Annotated in this window: 17 protein-coding genes and 1 riboswitch; of the genes, 12 read left to right on the forward strand and 5 right to left on the reverse strand. The window is 40.3% G+C overall.

Going from position 1 to position 23,100, the window contains the following annotated elements; all coding sequences use genetic code 11:
• Positions 1–49 precede the first annotated feature (49 nt).
• Positions 50–1,900, forward strand: coding sequence for a helix-turn-helix domain-containing protein (locus V7122_RS10845; protein ID WP_335526713.1), 1,851 nt, complete (start codon positions 50–52; stop codon positions 1,898–1,900).
• A 200-nt stretch (positions 1,901–2,100) separates the two neighbouring features.
• Here the strand turns inward: V7122_RS10845 and V7122_RS10850 are convergent, their stop codons facing one another.
• Entirely contained in the window at positions 2,101–3,306 is a 1,206-nt protein-coding gene (locus V7122_RS10850) for a homoserine dehydrogenase (RefSeq protein WP_335526715.1), read from the reverse strand.
• A 137-nt stretch (positions 3,307–3,443) separates the two neighbouring features.
• Positions 3,444–3,550: riboswitch (SAM riboswitch) on the reverse strand.
• Between the two features lie 492 nt (positions 3,551–4,042).
• Here V7122_RS10850 and V7122_RS10855 point away from each other — a divergent pair.
• From V7122_RS10855 to V7122_RS10905, 11 genes are all read left to right on the forward strand, one after another.
• Complete coding sequence (locus tag V7122_RS10855) at positions 4,043–5,035, forward strand: ABC transporter ATP-binding protein (RefSeq protein ID WP_335526717.1); 993 nt, start codon at positions 4,043–4,045, stop codon at positions 5,033–5,035.
• The gene (locus V7122_RS10860) at positions 5,032–6,057 is read left to right on the forward strand and encodes an ABC transporter ATP-binding protein (RefSeq protein ID WP_335353240.1); all 1,026 of its coding nucleotides are present in this window, start codon (positions 5,032–5,034) and stop codon (positions 6,055–6,057) included. Before V7122_RS10855 ends, V7122_RS10860 begins: the two co-directional genes overlap by 4 nt.
• Entirely contained in the window at positions 6,050–6,859 is an 810-nt protein-coding gene (locus tag V7122_RS10865) for an IclR family transcriptional regulator (RefSeq protein WP_335526719.1), read from the forward strand. The genes V7122_RS10860 and V7122_RS10865 overlap by 8 nt, the downstream gene beginning before the upstream one ends.
• A 17-nt stretch (positions 6,860–6,876) precedes the next feature.
• Entirely contained in the window at positions 6,877–8,457 is a 1,581-nt protein-coding gene (locus tag V7122_RS10870; RefSeq protein ID WP_335526721.1) for an ABC transporter substrate-binding protein, read from the forward strand.
• 132 nt (positions 8,458–8,589) lie between these two features.
• Entirely contained in the window at positions 8,590–9,525 is a 936-nt protein-coding gene (nikB, locus tag V7122_RS10875; RefSeq protein ID WP_335345179.1) for a nickel ABC transporter permease, read from the forward strand.
• The gene (locus tag V7122_RS10880) at positions 9,522–10,433 is read left to right on the forward strand and encodes an ABC transporter permease (RefSeq protein ID WP_335353244.1); all 912 of its coding nucleotides are present in this window, start codon (positions 9,522–9,524) and stop codon (positions 10,431–10,433) included. The genes nikB and V7122_RS10880 overlap by 4 nt, the downstream gene beginning before the upstream one ends.
• Positions 10,434–10,443: 10 nt before the next feature.
• Entirely contained in the window at positions 10,444–13,416 is a 2,973-nt protein-coding gene (locus tag V7122_RS10885) for a M14 family metallopeptidase (RefSeq protein WP_335526723.1), read from the forward strand.
• Between the two features lie 17 nt (positions 13,417–13,433).
• Positions 13,434–14,045 carry a pyroglutamyl-peptidase I gene (locus V7122_RS10890; protein ID WP_335345176.1) on the forward strand — a complete coding sequence of 204 codons (612 nt, stop codon included), beginning with the start codon at positions 13,434–13,436 and terminating at the stop codon, positions 14,043–14,045.
• A complete protein-coding gene (gene pxpB, locus V7122_RS10895; protein ID WP_335526725.1) occupies positions 14,038–14,781 on the forward strand; it encodes a 5-oxoprolinase subunit PxpB in 744 nt (247 codons plus the stop codon). The genes V7122_RS10890 and pxpB overlap by 8 nt, the downstream gene beginning before the upstream one ends.
• A gap of 146 nt (positions 14,782–14,927) precedes the next feature.
• Positions 14,928–15,692 carry a LamB/YcsF family protein gene (locus V7122_RS10900; RefSeq protein WP_335526727.1) on the forward strand — a complete coding sequence of 255 codons (765 nt, stop codon included), beginning with the start codon at positions 14,928–14,930 and terminating at the stop codon, positions 15,690–15,692.
• Positions 15,689–16,549 (forward strand): biotin-dependent carboxyltransferase family protein, encoded by an 861-nt coding sequence (locus tag V7122_RS10905; RefSeq protein ID WP_335526729.1) that lies wholly within the window; start codon positions 15,689–15,691, stop codon positions 16,547–16,549. The genes V7122_RS10900 and V7122_RS10905 overlap by 4 nt, the downstream gene beginning before the upstream one ends.
• 263 nt (positions 16,550–16,812) lie before the next feature.
• Here V7122_RS10905 and V7122_RS10910 read toward each other — a convergent pair whose 3' ends face one another.
• The 4 genes from V7122_RS10910 to V7122_RS10925 form a co-directional block, all read right to left on the reverse strand.
• A complete protein-coding gene (locus V7122_RS10910; protein ID WP_335526731.1) occupies positions 16,813–18,084 on the reverse strand; it encodes an erythromycin esterase family protein in 1,272 nt (423 codons plus the stop codon).
• A 305-nt stretch (positions 18,085–18,389) separates the two neighbouring features.
• A complete protein-coding gene (locus V7122_RS10915; RefSeq protein ID WP_335526733.1) occupies positions 18,390–19,583 on the reverse strand; it encodes a hypothetical protein in 1,194 nt (397 codons plus the stop codon).
• Positions 19,584–19,691: 108 nt separating this feature from the next.
• Positions 19,692–20,243, reverse strand: coding sequence for a signal peptidase I (locus V7122_RS10920; RefSeq protein ID WP_335526735.1), 552 nt, complete (start codon positions 20,241–20,243; stop codon positions 19,692–19,694).
• A gap of 165 nt (positions 20,244–20,408) precedes the next feature.
• On the reverse strand, positions 20,409–22,970 hold the full coding sequence (locus V7122_RS10925) for an Ig-like domain-containing protein (RefSeq protein ID WP_335526736.1): 2,562 nt from the start codon (positions 22,968–22,970) through the stop codon (positions 20,409–20,411).
• Positions 22,971–23,100 lie beyond the last annotated feature (130 nt).

Raw genomic sequence — 23,100 nt, forward strand, 5'->3', positions numbered from 1 at the left:
TGGAATTTGGTAAAATAACAAAAACTACGACAAAAGGGAAGAGTGCACTATGAAGGAAACATTAACTCATCGGCAGCTTCAATCATTAATTCATGTTTCGAATGTTTTAAACTCATCCCTTCATATAGATACGATTATTCATTCCATCATGGTCCAAGCCGTTTCCGTTATTGATGCGGCTAATGGCGGAGTCTTATTGCTTTATGACGAAACACAAGGGCGTTTAATTCCTAAAACGGAGAGCAATGTCAATGGGGAAATGATTAGTAAAGTACGGCTAAAGCCTGGTGAGTCAATGTCTGGCCTAGCTTTTTCAGCGGGGAAATGTTTAATTTTTCGCAATAGAGCAGAGGTGGAAAATGCAACAGCAAATCTATCAGAAAAAAATCTTCAATTTATGCTCGATTCCATTCCAAATTTGCCCTATTCTTCTATTTCTGCTCCTATCTTTTTAAAAGAAAAATGCATCGGTGTCATTACGCTGGATTCATTTGAACCTACGCTAGAATTTATTACAGAAGATATTCATCTTTTAACGGCAATTACTCATCAAGCTGCCGTTGCGATCGAGAAGGCGAATCTTTACAGTGAACAGGAACAAGCCGTAAAGCAGCTTGAATATTTGAATGATACGATCTCTAAACAAAATCAAATGCTCTCCCGTTCGGTTGATATCCATAAAAGGCTTGCGAATCTTGTAATGAACGGAGAAGGTCTAGATTCCATTATTGCCTATTTGCATGAAATGATTGGCCATCCCGTTTTGTTATTTGATGATCTCGGAGAAATGATTTCCTATGCTTACGAACAGTATGTTGACAACAATGATCTGTTATTGATTAGAAAAAAGGCTCAGGAATCCATACATTCACTCAAAACGGTTCACACTTTATTAGAAACGGATTTGAGGGAGAATCCATTTTTAACAATCTTGCCAATTGGGGCAAAGCCCACACTTTTTGGCATACTTATTATTGCATCCCTGGAAGAAATTCGCGATGTGGAAGTTGCCGCATTAGAGCATGCGTGTACCGTCATTTCTCTTGAAATGGTGAAGGAACAGGCTATTTTTGATGCACAGGAAAGATTAAACGAAGAATTTATTGATGTTTTGTTTTCTGGTAAAATGAATCATTCTATTTTACAAAAGGCAAAACAGATGAATTTTGACCCAATGGCTGACTACATGACGCTCATTATACGAATTGACGAATTAGATAACAAGCAAAAGCGAAACAGCATTACTCGCCATCTCGTTCAAATGGCAAATCGTGCGCTTTCAAATAATAATTTGAATGGGATTGCCGTAGGCAGTCAAGATCAAATTGTTCTTCTTTTAACCTTTCAGTCAAAGGTGCCGAGCACCTATGCGCTTCACCAGGTTAAGCAGCTCATATCGAACTTTCAGCAGGAAATTCATTTGAAAAATTGGGGAACGACCATTTCTATTGGGATTGGAAGAATTCATTCGAGTTTATTGAAGGCATCCAAATCCATGCAGGAAGCAGCAAAATGTCTTCAAATTCTTCATAGCTATGGGAAAAAAGGGGAAGTCATCAGTTATAAAGACCTCGGTGTTCACAGGCTTCTTTTCCAAAATTCAGAGGAGGATCTCATTGATTTCCTCAACGAAGTGCTCGGCCCGCTTATAGCTTATGACCAAGCCCGAAAAGGTGAGTTACTCCCGTCGCTTTTCGCCTATTTTGAACATAACCAAAATGCAAAAGAAGCAGCGGAATCCATCCATGTCCATACGAATACGCTCACCTATCGATTAAAAAGAATCGAAGAAATACTTTCAACAAACCTTTCGGATAGTCACCAATTTCTAAACATTCATTTGGCTGTCGATCTTTATCCATTCTTAAAGGATAAGCTTCATCAAATAAGTGAAAGTTAGTGCGGGGGTAAAGATAAAAATGTTCTTAATTAATCACTTACATTATACAAGAATTTGGGGAGGTGCTCCTTTTTTCATGCCTTGAATTGCTTGGGAGACAAGGGATTGAAATTATGAAATTCATTCATCACTCAAAATTAAAAACCAGGAGCAACAGCTTAAAGTGTCCCTCCTGTTTTTAATTCAAAAATCAACTATTCCTAACTCACAACCACACCCCTAAACGCCACATCCCCAAGAATTTGATAGACATGCACATTTGGCAAATGAATCGCGTATATGGCCTCTTCAGGTGCTCGAACGATTAATACATTTGGATGAATTCTTTCAATTACTTCAATAGGAGTGGGCAGAATCGAGGCATTTACATCACCGCCGATTGCCCAAAAAGAAAGAGTAGGAGCCTCATTTCCTTCTATCTTTTGTTTGGTATATGCCCGAGGTGAGCTTTCTTTATTGATATGTGCCAAGTCCTCGATTATCGCGCTTGCTGTTGGAAGCATTCCCGCCCCTGGACCTTGAAGGCTAATATTCCCAACAATATCCCCGTCAATGGAAACAGCATTTTGGACACCTTCCACATGGTAAAAGGGATGCTGTTCATTTACAAGTACAGGTTTTACGGTGCATAAAACTCCATTAGCAGTCCGTTCAATCGAGGCGACATGCTTAAATCGAAACCCTAATGAAGAAAAGATTTCAATTTGTTCAGGAGTGATTCCTCGAATTCCCTCTCTGATCGAATCATCCCAGTTCGGTGCTTCCCCAAATGCAAGCTCACATAAGATCACCGCTTTGTAGAAGGCATCATAGCCGTCTACATCATTTGTCGGATCGGCTTCAGCATAGCCTTTTTCCTGGGCTAGCTTCAATGCTGAAGCAAATGGTAAGTTTTCTTCTCTCATTTTTGTCAAAATAAAATTAGAGGTTCCGTTAAGAATACCTTGAACTTTTTCGATGTTATTGACATTCAACAATTGCTTAAGTGTTTGGATCACAGGAATTCCGCCAGCGACCGTTGCTTCAAAGCCGAGCGAAACACCATTTTCACTTGCTAACTGTTTTAATTGCTCCCCATGATGGGCAAACATTTCCTTGTTAGCCGTAATAACTCGGCAGCCCCGTTTAATCGCCTGCTGCAAATAGGAAAAGCTTGGCTCTTTTCCAACAATGGCATCAATCACAACATCAAGCTGTTCAAGTGTAATGATTTTTTCGAAATCATCGGTTAAAAGAACATCTTCATCTGGTTTCTTATGCTTATATACATTTTTCACAAGAATTCCAGCGATTTTCACTTCTTTCCCAAATAGGGCTTGGAGCTTCTTCTGATGTGATTGGACAGTCTGATAGACACCCTTCCCAACGGTACCGTATCCTAATAATGCAATATGAATGGCTGACATGTATGCATTCCTCCTGTTAATTTGTAGTCAATTTGCTATGAATAAGGCAAATTGCCATAGATGGAAAAATAAAAAACCCCCTCTGCATATAAAGACAGAAGGGGGAGCAAGAATGAAATAACAAAATCCGTTCCACCTTCTCATCTTCGGAATTGTGATCATTCCTCTGAAATTGGCACCGTGCATACATATGCTGGTTGCCGAGGCTTCGCAGGGTCAGTCCCTCCACCTCTCTTGATAAGAAGATTAGCAATTATGAAATTATTTATTATCATATCGATTTAAAGGGGTTACGTCAATATAAAGGTTGCTTTGGCAATTACGCTCTTGCTGATGTACGGTCAATCCATCCACACTTACGACCGCTATTCCTGCAAAACCAAGCAGAGAAACCAAAGGGAGAATCCAGAAAATCGTATTTCGGACTTTTGAATGCCCCTTATATTTTTTAAAGTTTTGATATATCAACATAATACATTTTTACTTTTTAGGGGATTACTACTTTTCAGACAACCACTATGATTAATGAGGATATTAAAGCAACTCCTCTGCAATTTCACCATCTTCGTACAACTTTTATGCATGAATAAAAAAACAAGAGGGTTCCCCTTATTATATCAATCAATTAATATTTATTAATTAAAAACTATTGAAAATTCATAGATTCTTATGTAATATTTAAATTATCAAAAAATGAAATTGCATTTCAAAAAATGAAACCGTTAGGAGTGTCATAATGGTTCAAAAAGTTTTAGAAGTAGACGAGCTAAAAGTTGGGATTAAAGATGAAGATAATCGGAAGATAGCCATTGTGAATGGAATAAGCTTCCACCTCCATAAAGGTGAAACACTTGGAATTGTTGGAGAATCGGGCTGCGGAAAAAGTATGACGTCTCTTTCATTAATGGGTCTTTTACCTCCAGGCGTTGAGAGGCTTGAAGGAAATATTCGCCTCGGCAGCCTAAATTTCAAGGATTTCGCCAAGAAGGATTGGAGGAAAATCCGCGGGAAAAAGATTTCGATGATTTTCCAGGAGCCAATGAGCTCATTGAACCCGGTCCACAGGATTGGGGATCAAATAAATGAAATGGTTTTAAACCACGAAAGCATCTCGAAAAAAGAGGCGAGAGGCCGCGCTTTGGAAATGCTTAAACTTGTCGGTATCCCAAGACCGGAACAAGTACTGAATGAATATCCTCACCAGCTTTCTGGAGGGATGCGTCAAAGAGTGATGATTGCAATGGCTCTTTCCTGTAATCCGGAAGTCCTTATAGCAGACGAGCCTACAACGGCTCTCGATGTAACAATTCAGGCGCAAATCTTAGAATTAATGAAGAAATTGCAAGAACAGCTGCACATGTCCATTGTTCTTATCACTCATGATCTTGGGGTTGTAGCGGAGATGTGTGACAGAGTGATTGTCATGTATGCGGGAGAGGTTGTAGAAGAGTCGCAAGTTGTTGATCTTTTCGATCATCCTCGGCACCCTTACACGAAAGGGCTTCTAGCCTCATTGCCGGATATTAATGAACAGAAAGAATATCTATCTTCCATTCCTGGAATTGTTCCAGCTCCGGGTAAAATGCCTGCTGGTTGCAGGTTTGCACCAAGATGCTCATTTGCGCATGACAGATGCAAAGAAGTTCCTCCGTTATTTGAAATGGATAATGGTTCAAAGGTGAAATGCTGGATTTATGAACATGGTGAATCGGAGGTGACCGCAACATGACAGCACTGGACAGTAACGTATTATTAAAGGTTGAAAATCTGAAAAAACACTTTCCTATTAAAGGAGGAGTGTTCGGAAATAAAACTATGAAACATGTGAAGGCAGTAGATGGAGTCTCTTTTGAAGTAAAGCAAGGTGAAACCTTTGGGATTGTCGGAGAGTCAGGCTGCGGAAAAAGCACCACGGGCAGAACCATTCTCAGACTTCTTGAACCAACCGAGGGAAATATCTTTTTTCAAGGGAGAAATATCGCTGAGCTTAATAAAAGTGAAATGAGACTGTTAAGGAAAGATATCCAAATTGTGTTTCAAGATCCTTTTGCTTCCCTTAATCCCCGAATGAAGGTCAAAAATATTATTGAAGAACCGCTTATTAATTTCGGTGTGACTGATCGCGATGAGCGGGAAAAAAGACTCCTTGAAGTAGCTGATCAAGTTGGTTTGACGGCAGCCCAGCTTACTCGTTTTCCACATGAATTCTCAGGTGGGCAGCGTCAGCGAATTGGCATTGCAAGGGCACTAATCTCAAAGCCAAAACTAATTATTGCTGATGAGCCTGTTTCAGCATTGGATGTTTCGATTCAGTCACAGGTTTTAAATTTAATGAAGGACTTACAAAAAGAATTCGGGCTCACCTATATCTTTATCTCACATGATTTAAGTGTTGTGAAACATTTCTGTGATCGGATTGGAGTCATGTATCTCGGTAAGATGGTAGAAATTGCTGAGAAAAACAGTTTATATAATGAACCGTTGCATCCTTATTCAGAGGCGCTCCTATCAGCACTGCCTAGTCCGCATCCTTTGCATAAGAAAAAGAGGATCATTTTAACCGGGGATGTCCCAAGCCCGTCCAATCCGCCTAATGGCTGTACATTCCATCCACGATGTTCTTCTTGTATGGATATCTGTAAAACAGAACGGCCATCATTACAGGCCATCCGTAATAACCACGCAGTTTCTTGCCATTTGTACGAAGGGGCCGAAAAAAATCAGAAACAGCTGGTGACTTCGCATGAGTAAAACATTAGAAAAAGCTTTGAATTTACTAGATTATTTTACAGAAGAGAAGCCTTATTGGCGGCTTGACGAAATATCCAACCATTCAGGAATTCCAAAAGCAACAGCCTTTCGCTTATTAAGAACGTTTACTGAACTTGGATATTTGCAGCGAATAACGTTTCAGCAAGATGGTTTAGTGGTTGATGGCGAAAGCTACGGATTAGGCCTGAAATTTCTTGAAATGGGAGAAAGAGTGGCAGAAAGATTTGAAATTCGCCGGGTAGCTATCCCTTATATGAAGAAACTTCAGGAAACATTTAATGAGGCTGTTCAGCTAGTCATCCGTGACCAATATGAAGGTGTCTATATTGAAAAAGTGGAAAGTACGCGGCCTGTTCGCCTGTACACAAAGGTTGGGCGGCATGCCCCACTTTATGCGGGTGCGTGTACGCGCATGCTTCTCACTTATTTGCCGGAGGAAATGATAGAAAAGGTATTGGAGAAACCCCTAACTAACTATGCCAGTCAAACGCCGAAAACAAAAGAGGAAGTGCTTAAGTTAATTGCACAGACAAAGCTAGATGGGTTTTCATACAGCGATTCTGAGTTAGAAGAAGGTACAGTATCGATTGCCGTCCCTATATTTGACCGGTCTGGTTCGGTTCCGTATTCAATTAGTATTGCAGGATTTTCCACTTCATTGCCAAGGGATAAAGTCCAGCCTATTTTAGGACCGCTTTGGGAGGCAGCTGCTGGAATATCAAAAGAAATTGGTTGTAACCATCCATATCCATATGGAGAAAAAATAAAAATAGAACAATAACAGGAGGGAAACAGGGAATGAAAAAGAAATTTTCAGCATTATTTGCACTATTTTTGGCCTTTACACTCGTTCTTACTGCATGTTCAGGCGGCGGGAAAGATGAGGCTAGCACAAGCCCAAGTAAGAGCAGTGGAGAAAATCCGGCAAAAGACCGCGGCAATGAAATCGTTATTGGTGTTTCTGGCGATCCGCAAAACTGGGATCCAATTGATACATTCCTTTTAGATTGGAGTACAATTGCCACTTCCGTATTTGAAGGACTTGTAGACCGTAATTTGGATTTAGAACTGCAGCCAGGTCTTGCTGAGAGCTGGGAGTATTTAGATGACAAAACATTGCAATTCAAGCTTCGTCAAGGTGTTAAGTTTCATAATGGAGAACCGTTCAATGCTGAAGCTGTCAAATTTACTTTTGATCGTTTGCTAGGTGAAGAAGGTCAAAAAGGACCGCAATATTCGAACTATACTTCTATTGACAAGGTTGAAGTTGTTGATGAATTCACAGTGAACTTTAATTTAAAAAATGCAGATCCTGTTCTATTAACGAAGCTGGCTGGATACGGGGCAGTCATTGTACCGCCTCAGTATATACAGGAAAAAGGGGACGAGAACTTCAATAACAATCCAGTAGGAACTGGCTCTTTTAAAATGACTAGCTACAAACGTGACCAAGAAATTGTTCTAGAAAAGAACGCTGATTACTGGAAAGAAGGATTACCGAAGCTAGACAAAGTTGTCTATAAAGTAATTCCTGAAGCATCTACAAGATTAGCAGAATTGCAAACAGGCAAAATTGATATTATGAAGCGTGTCGAAGTAGCGCAGGCTGAAACAGTAAAAGGCACTGATTTCTTAGAGCTAAAAGATGTCGGTACACCAACTGCCTTCTCTTTACGATTTGATGTGTCAAAAAAACCGTTTGATAACAAACTTGTTAGACAGGCAATCAACTATGCAGTGGACAAGCAGGCGATCATCGACGAAATTCTTGGCGGGTACGGAAAACCAATCAGTACGTTCCAAAGTGAGCTTTCTTTCGGAAACAATCCTGACTTAAAGCCATACCCTTATGATCCTGAAAAAGCGAAAGAGTTATTAAAAGAAGCTGGAGTACAAGAAGGAACTGCCATTGACCTATTCATCCCTGGTAATGATGGAAACTTTAAAGAGATATCTCAAGCTGTTTCATTCTTCTTAGAGGAAGTAGGCTTAAAGGTAAATATTAATAGTGTTGATAATACAACATTAATTTCAGATTTAATTCCAAATGCTAAAGCTGGTCATATGTATCGTCAAGGCTGGGGCGGATGGACACTTGATTTCGATAACACAGCTTATTTAATGTATTACGAAGGTGAACAATGGAATCCGTCTTACAAAAATGAAACGGTTGAAGAGCTTCTTCGCAAACAGCGTACGTCTATCAACAAGGAAGAACGTGAAGCAATCTTCAAGGAGCTAACAGAATTACTTTATGATGAAGCAACTGAACTGAATTTATATTCGGCTGTTGATTTATATGCTGTTAACAAAAGAGTTCAAAACTTCCAGCCTCCACATGAGGATCGTATGCGACTAGAAGAGGTTTCTGTTAAATAAAAAACAGATTCTGTGTATGCAAGTCTTTGACAGAAAGAGATAGTATGAATCTCATGCTATCTCTTTCTTTTAATCTATATCATCCAAACTGTTTTAATTGAACAATAAACACGCCTTCAAGGGGGGACAAAAATGATAGCTTATGTTATTCGAAGATTGTTTCACACCATTTTAGTTATTTTCGCTATATCGTTAATTATCTTCTTCTCCATTCGGCTGACTGGGGACCCTGTTTCTGTCATGTTCCAGGCAGGGGAGCCTACAAAAGAGGCGATAGCCGAGGTGAGAGCCAATCTTGGACTAGACAAACCGCTGTATGTACAATATGGGATATTTTTGAAGGGGCTAATTACGTTTGACCTTGGGGAATCGTTCAGGAGCGGAATGCCTGTAATGGATTTGATCAAGGAACGGATTGGTGCTACGTTAGCTCTTGCTTTTGGCGGAATGGCTGTTGCAATTATTATTGCGTTCCCAATAGGTATTTTATCAGCAGTTAAACGGGGAACGGGTGTTGATTTCTTTGGGCGTATTTTCTCCTTAATTGGTATTTCCTTTCCGAATTTCTGGTTAGGTATTATGCTCATCCTTATTTTTGCCGTAAACCTGAAATGGCTGCCGTCCTCTGGCTTTGAGGGCTTCAAGCATCTCATTCTTCCTTCTATTACATTGGGTATGATATTATCGGGGATTTTGGCCAGACTAGTCCGATCCTCTATGCTCGAGGTATTAAATAAGCAATATGTGTCAACCGCAAAATCGAAAGGAATAAGTGATCTGGCTGTAATCATAAAACATGCCTTCCGCAATGCATTATTGCCTACTGTTACATTTATTGGCCTTCAATTTGGTGCACTACTAGGAGGAACAGTTATTGTTGAACAGATTTTTTCTTGGCCAGGAATTGGCCGGTTAATTATTGATGCCATCAATCAAAGGGATTATCCGGTTATTCAAGGCGGAGTTATTTTTCTAGCAATTGTTATGGTAGTAGTCAATCTGATTATTGATTTAAGCTACACGTTTATTGATCCGAGAATAAAAATCGGGGGGAGTGGCCGTTCATGACATCCTTACAGCTCGAACAAACACCAGAGCAGCAAGTAAGCCCCAAAAAATCATTATTAAAACGGTTTTGGCGCTTTATTAAAAAAAATCCTGCCGGGTTTGCTGGAATCATCCTTGTCGTTCTAAGCTTATCGGCAGCACTCTTTGCCCAATGGATTGTTCCATTTGATCCATCAAAGGCAAGCTTGACATCCCGTCTTGCTCCGCCATCTTGGGCAGATGAAACAGGTAAGTCTGTTTATTTTCTTGGCGCAGACCAAGTTGGCCGGGACTTGTTTAGCCGCATCATTTACGGGGCGAAAATTTCATTAATGGTTGGATTTTTCGGTGTTTTAATCTCATTGGTTATTGGTACTGTCCTTGGGCTTATTTCAGGCTACTTTGGAAAATGGCTAGATGATTTTATAATGCGTGTGGCAGATATCCAACTGGCCTTTCCATTTATTCTGTTCGCCATTGTCGTTATGAGTGTGCTCGGTACAGGAATTTGGAAGATTATCATCATTCTCGGGTTAACATACTGGGTAGGTTTCGCCCGGTTAATCAGGGGAGAAGTAATTTCCTTGAAAGAACAAGAATATATTCATGCAGCTAAGGCGATTGGTGGAACTCACTTTACTATTATCTGGAAGCATATTTTGCCAAATGTGTTATCCTCGATTCTCGTACTAGGAACGATGTATATTGCAGAATTTATTTTATTGGAAGCTTCACTAACATTCTTAGGTTTGGGAGTGGACCCAACCATTCCATCTTGGGGCGGAATGCTTGCAGATAGCCGAAACTATGTCACGACTGCTTGGTGGACAGCTACTTTCCCTGGTATTGCCATTATGCTGACCGTATTGGGTTTTAACTTATTAGGAGATTGGCTCAGAGATAAATTCGATCCAAATATGAAATTGTAGGTGAGGACAAGTGAAGAATATTCTTGCGCTTTGGTCGAAAGAAGGTCTATTGCGTGATAAAAACGGCGATGGAGTTGTTGATAGTACATCGATTTATATTAACTTGCCTGATCATCTTGTCCCAGAAGGTTTAATAGACTTCTGTGGCCGGTTGGGGTTTGAAACAACATCCCTCTCCTTCCATTTCTTTGAAAAAAGTGATAAAGCTATTCAAATGGATTTTGAACACTCGGAATTATTCACAGCAATAAGGGTAGTGAATCAGCATCTTGTTGTCAGCTATAAAGATGAAATAGAGCTTTCGACCTTGCTTAAGCTTCTAGCCTCCATGGAACCTGAATTAATAACTGAGAAAAGTTCTAGAATTGAATTGAAAGATGGCAGACTTTATAGCGGGCAGACAATTATTCCGACTTTAGCTGTTAGAAAAGATTGTCATAATACTTATCCTAAAATTAATAGTTTAGCAGACTTTTGGAGCTTCTCTGGTATAGGAAAGATTAGTGAGGCGTCCCCTTCTAAAGCATTCAGCATGAATATTGACGTTGAAGACTTATTGTGGACACCTGAACTTTTGCGTGAGCTTAGTCATTTAGCTGCTAGGGGAGCTATGTATTCTACCGAAATCGAGTTTCCTATTACAGGAAATGCAGATGCCGCTTTACAGTTTCAAGTGACGGAAGGTTCCAATATGATGTTAGAACTGCCGTATCCGAATACTTTACGTTTAGCAGGGAATAAAACTAACCTTCCGGCTGCCATTTATCATCTTGCACGGGCAAAACATTGGAGTGAGGGAGGGGAATTTGGATACTGGGAGCAGGAGCATAAATTATCTCAAAAAACAGAGCCCTCGCTTTTGTTTGAAATGAATTGGACAGATGAATGGGAAGCGGACAGAGCTTTTGAGGTTTTAGCAAATGAAAAAGACCTTGAAGGTGCAAATATCGAAATCTATTTATCAGAACCACTGGAAGTTCGAAAAGCCTTAGAGAAAGAGTGGCAGCTTCATTTTCCCCAAATAAAATCCATAACTATTCGCTCTGCTTTCAAAACGGGATTTCATTGGTTTATTGAGGAAGTTTTGCCGGAATTTATAGACTCAGAGATACAAGATGAAGGAATTCAAGGCATTGAAATAAAAGTTCAAAAACAAGCAGGTAAAAATGCACTTGAATTGCCTATTCGCTGGATTCAGGAATTGTATCCCCTTGACAAATATATAGAAAAGGAAATCGGCCTGAAAGCCGAGTTGGTTCAATATGCGTTAGAGGATGGCCTTGAACACACCTATGAAGTCTATCGAATTGGCAAGTCAGGTGAAAAATATTTAATGGGGTATTTGGACGTACCTGTTTCAAAGCTCCCATATGTAGACGAAAAGCATAGTGTTTATCCAAGTTCAAGCGCTGTACGAATACTGAAATCTGGGGAAGAACCAATTGAACATATTGTTCAATCCGACAGGGAACGCTTTTATCGTTTCTATATGCTCGAAGTGCTGCCTAGTCTTAGGCGTGAGGTTTCTAGTTATCGTCCAGGCCAAGGGCATAACCGCCCACTATTTGACCGTATAGAAATAGACGTATGGATGAGTGAGGAAGAAAGAAAATTATCCATTGATGAAGAACGTGTATCCTCCCTTGAAGCATTGCATGAGGATCTTTATTTTAATACACTGGACTACTTTGCCCATATGGGACTAGAGCTTGAAGGGAAGTCATTTGACGCTCCCGGCGGAGTTCACCCGTTCATGCATGTAACGTATAGAGAGAAGCCTAAGGCGCTAATTCGAGTCTATAGCTGGGAAGATAAACAAATAGAGCAATGGACAACGACATCTATTCAGTTTAATCGTGAAGGACATCTTTTTAAGGCTATCATGACAAATGGGCATGAGGAAATAACACGTCCAGTAGAAGCTTTTGAATTTCCTTCACAGCATATTCATAAGGATGTGCAAGATTGGATCAGCCATCAGCGTCAGTATCGGATTTTGTATCCCGACCATTCTTACCGTGGTCATCCAATTCCTGTTTTTGAATGTTTCCTTGATGCAGGTGAAGAGTTTTATTCTCCTTTGAAAATGTCTCTATTTAAGAAAACCATTTTTATTGAGGCTGGTCACCATGCCAACGAGGTTTCGAGTACGCCTGCTGTATTAAAATTATTAGAACGGGCCGACGGGCATTTTGATCATTTATTAAAGGATATGAACATTGTTATTCTTCCTCTTGCAAATCCTGATGGGCACGAATTAATGCTAAAACTTACGGAAGAGCACCCGGAATGGAAGCACCATGCAGCAAGATATAATGCAGTGGGCTTGGAATATTCTCTCGTTCGTTTCCATGAAACTGTATTTGGAGAGGCAAATATATATCCAGAGATTTTGCGAAGATGGGCCCCGGATATCATCATTGATGATCATGGCATCCCTTCACATGAATGGGTCCAGCCTTTTGCGGGTTATAATAGCCCGCCGCGCTTTCCTGTCTCATATTTTCTGCCAAGTGCGAAAATATACGGAATTGGAAGATTATCAAAAGGAGAATTCCGGCCAACGCATGAAGTAAATTTAGATGTGATTGCTAATCGAATTAGCCATTGGATCAAAGGTACAAAGATTGAAGAGGAAAATCAGTACTGGAAGGAACGCTTTAAAAAGTACGGCAACCAATGGCTGCCAAAAGTTTTTCCAATCGAAGAGGTTCCTGGTATTCATTTTTATCGGCAGTCGGATGTTGCCCCAAGCTATTCAACAATCGGAATTACAAGATACCCTGAGTGGATTGCAGCTGAGGTTATCTCTGAAGCTGCGGATGAAACTGTGTATGGTGAGGTTCTCGAAAGCTGTATTGAAGCACATATTTTATTTGACTTAGCCATTTTGGAGGCTCTTCAAAAGGCAGAGATTGATGTGGAACGCCATAACAAGAACGGGCTTGGATTAGCACGGAGACGCCCACTTCGACTTTCATAATGAGAGGGAGTTTTTCTATGAAAACATTATTACTCACTGGATTTGAACCGTTTTTAAAATTTTCTATTAACCCAACAATGCGTATTGTTGAAGAATTGCATGAAAAAGAGGTTGGAAATTACAAGATTCATAGCGAGGTTTTGACAGTTGACTTCAAAAACTCCGGAAAGCAGCTTTTAGCCCATTTAGAGAAAATTCAGCCGGACGCAGTCATTTCTTTAGGATTAGCAGGAGGGCGCTATAAAATAACACCCGAACGTATTGCCATTAATGTGAATGACGGCGAGCCAGATAATAGCGGCAATATCCCAGTAGATGAAGTCATACAGGAGGAAGGAGCAGACGGCTACATGACAACCCTTCCTATACGGAAGATGGTGAATCGCCTGATAGAGGAAGGGCTTCCAGCAGAAGTCTCTAATACGGCTGGGACATATCTTTGTAATCATGTAATGTATCAAAGCCTGCACTTTGCGAGCTTGAATAAACGTCAAATGCCTTCCGGTTTTATTCATATACCTGCATCCCATGAGCTGGCAATCCAGCACGGAAAGATTCCAAGCTGGTCCCACGAAGATTTAAAAAAGGCCATTCTCACTTGTATTCAAGTGTTATCTGAAAATGAGTAATCTGCAAAAATATATTCCCGAAGCAATGGTAACTGGAGAGAACAGCATTCGGTTTTGCTTCGGCCAAAATATTGATAGTGAGACCTTTCAGAAGGTACGAAAATTTTGTATGACTGTTGAACGAGATTCAGGGTCATTGATCGAAGAGGTAGTCCCAAGCTATCACGCGGTTACCGTTTATTATAAAAAGGAAATGAAAAATCCCAACAATGATATAAAACGTCTGCTAACGAAATGGGAGCTTTGCAGTGTAGAGGAAACGGAGAATAAAATAAGAAATCTGCATATTCCGGTATGCTATGATGACGAGTTTAGTTTAGATATAGAAAGAGTAATGAAACACACGCAATTAAGTAAGGAAGAAATTATCTACCTGCATGCTCATCAAACATATACCGTTTATATGATTGGTTTTTTACCCGGTTTTCCCTATTTAGGCGGATTGAATGAAAAATTAGCAACGCCAAGGCTGGATACTCCCCGTGCGAAGGTTTCAAAAGGGACAGTAGGCATAGGAAATAATCAGACGGGGATCTATCCGTTAGAATCTCCTGGTGGGTGGAATATAATCGGGAGAACACCGCTTGATCTGTATTTACCTGACCGTTCGGAGCCGTTTTTTATTCAGGCTGGCGATCAGCTTGAATTTTTGCCCATTTCAATGGCGGAGTATGACAAGATCAAGAAGCGATTGGAAGAGGATCCAGAAGAGATAAAAAGTTTTGTCGCAGATTAACGGAACAGTTCATGGAAAAGATTTAGCATGGGTAAAGTTTCATGCCGAAATATTGGTTAATTATCAGGAAATGACTTAAATTTGTTTCATCATTTATTCATTAACGGCTGACAGATAAAATTTTTTAACAATAAGGAGGTGCCGTTATGCACATAGATTTAAATGCTGATGTCGGAGAAAGTTTTGGAACTTTTAAGATTGGTGAAGACCAAGAGCTCTTCCGTCATATAACATCTGCAAATATTGCCTGTGGTTTTCACGCTGGTGATTTTAATGTCATGGAAGAGACTGTGAAAAGAGCGAAGGAGCATGGAGTTGGGATTGGTGCTCATCCAGGATATCCAGATCTTCAAGGGTTTGGGCGCAGAGCATTGCAGATGACTGCGCGTGAAATCTACAATTGTGTAGTTTACCAAATTGGCGCACTTCGTATTTTTTGTGATATTTATGGTGTTCCTCTTCAGCATGTGAAGCCTCATGGTGCCCTTTATAATGCAGCAGCGGACAATCCTGCAGTTGCAGAGGCTGTCGCTGAAGCTGTTTACGATTCTTCGGCTGATGTGTACTTGTTCGGATTAACTAATAGTGAATTAATAAAAGCAGGTCAAAAGGTTGGCTTGAAAACGGCTTCAGAAGCATTCGCAGATCGGCTATACTCGGATGATGGGCGTTTGTGTTCAAGGCTTCTGCCAAATGCAGTTCTGAAATCGTTCGATGACATCTTCGAGCAAGTAAAGGAAATCATATTTAACGAGCGGGTAAAAACCCAATCAGGCCAATGGCTGCCTATGAAAGCGAATACGATTTGCCTTCATGGCGATGGTGATCATGTTGCCCATCATACCATGCTTATTCGAAAAGCCTTAGAAAAAGCTGGAGTCCTTGTTGAAGCGATAGGGAAAGAGATATGATTCCACTATTTAAAGTGAAGAAAGCAGGGGTTTATGGTTCCATTCAAGATAAGGGCCGAACTGGTTACCAGCGTTTCGGTGTGCCTGTTTCTGGGGCGATGGATTTCCATGCTTATCATATGGGAAACTATATTCTGGGTAATCATGAAAATGCCCCAGCACTCGAGGTTTTTTTAGGCGGAATGGAATTGGAGGTATTGTCTGATCATAGAGTGGTGATTACCGGTGCAGATTTAGGGGCCATGCTTGACGGTATGTCAGCACCTCTCTGGAAATCCTTTAATGTATATAAAGGGCAGATTCTGAAGCTGACAAAACCGATCAGCGGAACGATCGCTTATCTCATTCCAGAAGACGGACTTTATGCTGAAGAACTATTGGGCAGTACATCGGCATATCCAAAAGGTCAGCTGGGCTCACAGCTAAAAAAGGAAATGATTGTATATGCCAAGGTGGTAAAAAGCAGAAAGTTCAATAGAGGTCTCCGGCCAAGATATATTCCCGCTTATTCTGAAGAACTGACTGTAAAAGTTTGGCCGAGCCCGCATCTAGATCGATTCAGTCTGGAAAGCTTAAATGAATTTTTACAGTCAGCATACCAAATGAAGAGCGGGGATAGGATGGGGTATCTCCTTGAAGGTCCTTCACTTACATTTATTAATGGAAGTGACATTCTTTCTGAAGCTACACAATTTGGCACCATTCAAGTCCCTAATAACGGTCAGCCGATCATATTAATGGCAGACGCCCAAACTATTGGCGGCTATTCAACCATTGGAAAAATAGTAAAAGAAGACCTCTGGAAAGTTGCCCAGCTTCGTAGAGGCTGTAAGATTAAATTCGAAATGCTGGAATAGTTGGCGGTGCACTGTCACCGCCAGGATTTAGTTTTACAGCATAAGGGGCGCATTTTGATAAGAAGCAGCCTCAAACGATAGCTATGAAGGGTCATAGAGCGCATTTTGTTAAGGAAGCCCCTCATACGAGAGTCATGAAGGGCACATAGTACGTGTTTGATGAAATTTCATAATAAACCCTTACTATAAGGAGTTCATAGCACTTTAGTACATGGAAAATAAAACGGAAAGATGGGAAGAATGTGTAGGTCCACCCGCCTCATCTATAAAACACCCGCCTCTTCCTTAACATCAAGTGGTTTCAGGGCATTCGTGCAATTCACATAAACAAACGCATCATACCGTTCCGACATCCTTGACGGCACATAATTCCCATAATGTTCATTCACCGGACTATAAACCACGCCAATTGCACGATGACCAATCGTTTGATTAAATAAATGCCTATTCTCATCATTAAACAAGATTATTTTATCCTTCGGCCCAGCTTTGTACATCAGATCTTCCCAGCTCCCACCTTTAGCGGGAGGAGTCATCATTTTTTTAAAATGATCACCCCAGCGATGAGCGGCAATCACGGAACCGCGATGTGTGCCAAAGCCAACAATAAAGACGTTTTCCTCGCCTTCCTGTTCTCGCAGTAAATGCCCAACGTTCACCATTCCTGCATCCGCCATATCTGTGGCTCGGGCATCACCGACATGAGTATTATGCTCCCAGACAATTCCCTTTGCCTCATTTCCGAAGAAAGCCATAATTCGATTCAGAACCTCAACCATATGGCGGTCACGGATGTTCCACGATTCATTGTCATGGACGATCATCGTTCGGTAATAATTTTCTGCATTTGCCGTGATAAGGGCATTGACCTCGAGATTTAATCCACTTTCTTCATGATCTGAATAAGTATTTCTTTTTGAAGAGATTTCGGTTAACAGCTTGATGACTTCCTCCCGACAGTCTTCTCCGTAAAAGGCGGCCGACACGCCATATTTTTCGGGCTGCCGATTGAATGGCTCGAAGCAGGCGAAAGTCTCTCGCACAGCTTCAATACCCGAGGAATTCGTTTCCTTTAAAAACTTCATAATTCCATCCATCGATTCCCAAAGGCTGTACAGGTCAATCCCGTAAAAGCCGACTTGTTTACCCCGAGGCTGCTTTCGATTATAGTCCCTTAGCCATTCGATCAGCTCAATCATTTCCTCATTCGCCCACATCCAAGTCGGCCAACGGTTAAAGGATTGCAAAACTTCTCTAGCACGGGAATATGTGTTGTCCCAGCCTTTAATATACTCGTTAACCTGCTGGCAGGCCGGCCAGTCGCCCTCAACGGCGATAAAGGTAAATCCTTTTTCCGCAATGAGTCTCTTTGTAAGCTCAGCTCGAATTTTATAAAACTCTGAGGTTCCATGAGACGATTCTCCCAGCAGGACATACTTTTCACCGTTAATTCTTTTAATAAGAACGTCTAAATCCCCTAGTTCATTAAATGGACGTGCATGCTCTTGAATGGCTTGAATTAATTGTTTGTTCATTTTCATCCCTCAAACTCTGTTGACTAATTATAAGGATATTGTTTCCTAAAAGTTTAGAACTATTACGGTTGAGGGGTAGTGTGATGAAGATTGAAAAGATCTAATCAATCGTTTGATTAGTAGGGATAACAGGAAAAATGTTTTAATCAAACGTTTGATTAATATGTAGCCGGAGTAATGTTCTGGGGATTCTAATCAAACGTTCACAGCAAGCTTATTTGCATTTTTTTATAGGGAGGAGGGGACAGGGGCCTATCACACAAAAAGCCCCCATCGGATGTGATGGGGGTACACTGCATTATGGCTTACTGAAAATTCACCTTCAAAGTAACTTCCAGTCTCTGCGCTGGATCCGAATTCGATACGCTCACAGGCAATTTAAAGAATTCACTCCAAAGAGTTGTAGTACCCGGCTTTTTATAATTATCAAAATTAAGCGGACGAACATCCCACTTTAGGTCGACTTGATGCTCCTGATTCCCAGAGTCTACGATGGTTGCCTTTTTTGGCAATGCTGCTAGAAAATCGTTGTAAGTAATATTTGCCGGAACTGTCAGGTCCTCTAAAGGTTTGATTTCTTTTAATGTTAGTTCAGATTTTAAAACAATTTTTACATAGTTAGATAGCCCATTTGCTCTTTTTGAAATGACAAAAGGATTAGTGTCTGCATGATAAATGGTTTCTTTATATGAATCGCCAATTTGAATTTCCTTCACACTCACGCCAGCTGGTGCATCGAAATGAATCGTGTATTCGCCAACTGGAATATCACTCATTTTGTAATTGTATTTCTGATTCGAAGGTGTTGTTCCAACTGTATATTCTCTTCTTGTCTGTTTGTTTTTTAGTTTAAAATTTGTGATGTTTGTAAAATCAATGAAGTTTGTGGATGAGGTACTATCTTTGTATAAAGTGATTTGGGCTGTGCTTTTTTCAGCATTTGGATCCTCTGGCTCCGGTTCTGGCTCGCCTGGCTCTTCCTCATCAACAATCTGAGTTGCGACCACTTCTAATTTAATGTTCCCCGTCATCCCTTGGAACGCTATGTCATTTTCCCCATGTGGCCATTCGGCAAAAATTTTGAAGCTTTCTACATCGGCTTCTGGTTTAAATTCTGTTTGGTAATCGATATCTGTCCAATCGCCGTTCATATTTCTTTGCAGTGTCAGTTTAATAGGTGTCGTGCCATCTGCAGGGAATAAATTGCCGCTTGGATTTAAATTCACTTTATATTGAACAGGTACTTCTGTATTGTTTTTGTTAATGCTGAAGCTATACACTTCAACTGGTTTCATTCCTGGGTATAGTTTTCCATCTAAATTAAATTGTGCATCTCCGATGGTTGTCCCTTCTGAGTTCACAGCTTCAACCTCGAAGCTGGCCGCGGTCGCAGTGTTATTATCACTTGTAAAGCTTTTGGAGAAATAAGCAACTGTCCCCATAACGGCAATCGCTACAAAAATGACTGCGATTAAACTTATTCCAATCTTCTTCTTCACTGGTTCATCTCTCCTTTGATAATAGGTAATGTTTGATATTTGCCAAACTAGCTATTTAAGAGATTCACCTCCCTATTAGGCGTTTTTTTTATAAAAACCATAGGAATCTCAAGCTTTTATTTCGCTTTTCGGTGTTTTTCTATTGGTTGAAAAGAAATTTTGACTAATGCCTATGGCTATACAAACGAGGAAAATGGCTGCGATGATGATTAAACCAGGGGGACTTTTAATGAAATCTGTTAGGTAGCCAGCATTTGGTATATGGAAGCGTACGGATCCGATTACTTGTTCGGCTGAAACTAAGCCTTCATCCTCCATATTGTTGGCATCTCCTTGCGTTTGAAAAAAGACTTTCCCATCCTGATTGACTAATTCTATGATTCTATGAGTCACAAAAGTGTTTTCGTTATTACGGTATGTAATGATCTCATCAACTTTTAGTTTTTCAGGATCTACGGCTTTAACTGCTACTAAATCACCAGGTTCTAATTTTGGTTCCATGCTTCCTGTCAATACGGTCATTACCTTAAAACCAAGGATAGATGGCAAATAATTAGGATTCTGTTTTGATTGATAGAGAGAATATATTGAGGAAAGACTAAGAAGAATTAAGATTGCTAGAAAAATATTGCCTGTCCAGTTTAAAATTTTTTTTGTCATGGGTACACCGCCTTTATAAGAATGTCTTTTTGTTCTTTTTATAGAACAATCAACTTTATTATAATTCGTTATACGGAATATTTCAAGATTATTTGTTCTTAATTAAGAAGTAATTTTCCGATAAAAAAGGATTTGCTCATCATGATGAACAAATCCTTTACCTATTTATTGCCTCACAGTAATCGTTGTACCGGATTTAAGTGTATTAAATGCTTCATCTCTAATTGTCGTTTTGGCAGCTGTTTGAATGGTGAGGCTGTTTCCTTCAAAGGTCGTTTCTTTTTCCGGAAGAATGATTAGTTCTTTTTGATTGGCCCCTCTTGTAATCGAATAGTTTTCTAATGGGATTTGCTTTTTATCTAAAATAATAATGAAATCTGAATGGCTGTTTTCTAAGTAAATAGATTCAGAGAAGGTAAGGTAAATCTTGTTATCATTTTTTTTGACGGCTCCGGTCAAGACGGGTTCTGTATTATCGCCCAGTGTGATTGCGGCTGTATAAGGATTCATCGTGTTGTCGGATAAATCTTTTATGCCGCTTGCTGTAATGTTGTATTTCGTTGTAGAAGGGATCGTGCCTTCCGGAAATGTTATGGTGACTTCCTGAAGATCATTGCTTATAGTTAACACAGAATGGACGGGAATCGGCCTTCCATTCAACAGGTAATTTGCTGCAGAAGTGGCTGACTGTGCTTGGACACGTTCATTAAATGACGCCTTGAATTGTCCATTTGCAGATGTTTCAAAAAAAGTAACCTCTGGCTTATCTTGATCGAACTTTTTCGTAATAGAAGTAGTAAAGGCGCGATTGTTATTTTGGGAAATTGTATTGTCCTTAACGGCTCCTTCTGCGACTGAAATGGTTAGGAGTCCGTCTGACAGGCCATTTGCATCCAAGATCATTTTGTTATCTACGTTTGATCTGACTGTTGCCTGTACGGATTTATTGTTTTGGTCGGTTACTTTAATTTTGCTGGCAGTTGGAAGCCCCGATTTTAACGTTTTATTAAACGTGATATGAATTTCATTTTTATTTTTATCGTAAGCCGCTTGAACAAATTGTGGCGGTGATAAATCCTTGTTGATGGTAATCGTTCGGTCATATGTCTTTCCGGTATTATCCTCCAGATCCTTATAGCCTTTGACCGAGATGTTTAATCTAACGGATGTTTCGTTTGTTCCATAAACAGATGCAGGCAATTCAATGTCGAATTTAGTTTTGCTGCCGTCTGAAATATCTTTTACAGAAGCAGTTTTAATCGTTGTGTTGCCTTTTTTGATAGTGAGATGGCTGGACGCTGTGAAACTGGATAGTGTTTCGGTAAATTCAATGGTGAATGTTTTTTCGTCTTTTACTTGTAGAGATTTCACTTCTGGAGGTGTGGTGTCGGCTGCTGGGTTATATAGGAAAGTGCTTCTATAGGTGTCCATTGTATTTGGGGTATTGATCACTAAATCTCTTGCGCCAGTTATGACTATTGAATAGGAGCGCCCTTTTCGCAGGCTGATCCGGTCAAGCTCAGATTTAGGGACCACGATCGTGTCTGTATCACTGTTCAGCTGATTGTATTTAACTGCTTTGCCGTCAATTGTAATCGCAATAGGTGAATTAAAGGCAATTAGCTCGGAAAAAGTTACCTCAACATTCCCGTTAGATTGGGTTTTGACTGTCGTGATGGTTGGTTTGATTTTGTCAGAGAATGTAAAAGTGGTGACATAGTCGTTCTGCCCTAAAGACTCGTAGTTGACTGTTTGGATATTTTTCTTCACTGTTACCGTGTAAGAAGAATTAGGATAGAGCGGTTCGTGCAATTCGATAACGGCTGTCTTTTTATCAGCAGAGAGGTTGACGCTTTTAATGGCTCTGCCAGATACAAAGTAGTTAGACAAATTTTCGGCTCCGTTTGATCCTGTGCCAGCTAACATCGCTTTGCTGAATACAACCTTAATCCGCTTTGGCTCGGCAGCACTGACTTTATCGACTTTTGGGGTGAACGTTGCAGAGATGGAATTAAGGCGATCGGTTAATGTTTTTTTAATCACTGAATTGCTGACATATGGCAAGTATGTTCGAGCTTCACTGAGATGAGTTTCTGCTTTTGAAAAATTGCCGCTTGCTATAGATCTTTGGGCTAAATCAAGTTCAATTTTAACCGTAACCGCATATATCGCGCTGTCCCGCACTTTCTCAGCAGACTGCTTGTAGTGGGAGCGGATCAGGTCACGTGTTGACTTTCCATAAACACGGTCTAACATAATGGCTTGCTTGCGGATTTCTCTTGAAAGCTCGTGATAGGCCAATTCCGTTTGATCATTAATCAGGTTTAAATTTAGTTGATGGATTAATGCCTGCTGCTTGGCCTTAATTTTTTCCCCAGCTGTAATGGCATCAATATAATACATCGTTCGGTTAATGTGGAGTTTCACATGTTCGTCAAGCTCAGCTAAATACCGATTTTTTTGTGCTGTCGGTAATGTGTTCGCAGCTTTGACTGCTTGATCAAAGGCCGCTTTTGCGTTATTATAGGCAACCCATGGCCGGGTTTTCCCATCTGCACTTCCTTCAATCGAAATCGCCCATTTTAAAATGGTCCCCGCATCCCTTGCCGCCTTCACTAGCTTTTCCACTTCGCTAACGGATGCTGCCTCAGCTGGGTTTGTTGTGATTATTGCAGAAACAGCTAATATAGAAGCACTTCCTGTATAAATTACTTTCTTTTTCTTCATTCATTTGCCTCCTTTAGTGTTGGTTAATGTAAATATATTCCCATTTTAAAAGATTATTAATGATAGATAAATAGATAAAAAGACATGAGAGTTGGTAATGGGGAAGGGCAAATAGATGCTATTTTATGAG

The organism is Bacillus sp. JJ1532, from assembly GCF_036965085.1.
Lineage (GTDB): Bacteria > Bacillota > Bacilli > Bacillales > Cytobacillaceae > Cytobacillus.

Bases quoted from the DNA above. Each gene is read 5' to 3' on its own strand.
- V7122_RS10845 (WP_335526713.1), top strand. From the start codon at position 50: ATGAAGGAAACATTAACTCATCGGCAGCTTCAATCATTAATTCATGTT.
- V7122_RS10850 (WP_335526715.1), bottom strand. From the start codon at position 3,306: ATGTCAGCCATTCATATTGCATTATTAGGATACGGTACCGTTGGGAAG.
- V7122_RS10855 (WP_335526717.1), top strand. From the start codon at position 4,043: ATGGTTCAAAAAGTTTTAGAAGTAGACGAGCTAAAAGTTGGGATTAAA.
- V7122_RS10860 (WP_335353240.1), top strand. From the start codon at position 5,032: ATGACAGCACTGGACAGTAACGTATTATTAAAGGTTGAAAATCTGAAA.
- V7122_RS10865 (WP_335526719.1), top strand. From the start codon at position 6,050: ATGAGTAAAACATTAGAAAAAGCTTTGAATTTACTAGATTATTTTACA.
- V7122_RS10870 (WP_335526721.1), top strand. From the start codon at position 6,877: ATGAAAAAGAAATTTTCAGCATTATTTGCACTATTTTTGGCCTTTACA.
- nikB (WP_335345179.1), top strand. From the start codon at position 8,590: ATGATAGCTTATGTTATTCGAAGATTGTTTCACACCATTTTAGTTATT.
- V7122_RS10880 (WP_335353244.1), top strand. From the start codon at position 9,522: ATGACATCCTTACAGCTCGAACAAACACCAGAGCAGCAAGTAAGCCCC.
- V7122_RS10890 (WP_335345176.1), top strand. From the start codon at position 13,434: ATGAAAACATTATTACTCACTGGATTTGAACCGTTTTTAAAATTTTCT.
- pxpB (WP_335526725.1), top strand. From the start codon at position 14,038: ATGAGTAATCTGCAAAAATATATTCCCGAAGCAATGGTAACTGGAGAG.
- V7122_RS10900 (WP_335526727.1), top strand. From the start codon at position 14,928: ATGCACATAGATTTAAATGCTGATGTCGGAGAAAGTTTTGGAACTTTT.
- V7122_RS10905 (WP_335526729.1), top strand. From the start codon at position 15,689: ATGATTCCACTATTTAAAGTGAAGAAAGCAGGGGTTTATGGTTCCATT.
- V7122_RS10910 (WP_335526731.1), bottom strand. From the start codon at position 18,084: ATGAACAAACAATTAATTCAAGCCATTCAAGAGCATGCACGTCCATTT.
- V7122_RS10920 (WP_335526735.1), bottom strand. From the start codon at position 20,243: ATGACAAAAAAAATTTTAAACTGGACAGGCAATATTTTTCTAGCAATC.
- V7122_RS10925 (WP_335526736.1), bottom strand. From the start codon at position 22,970: ATGAAGAAAAAGAAAGTAATTTATACAGGAAGTGCTTCTATATTAGCT.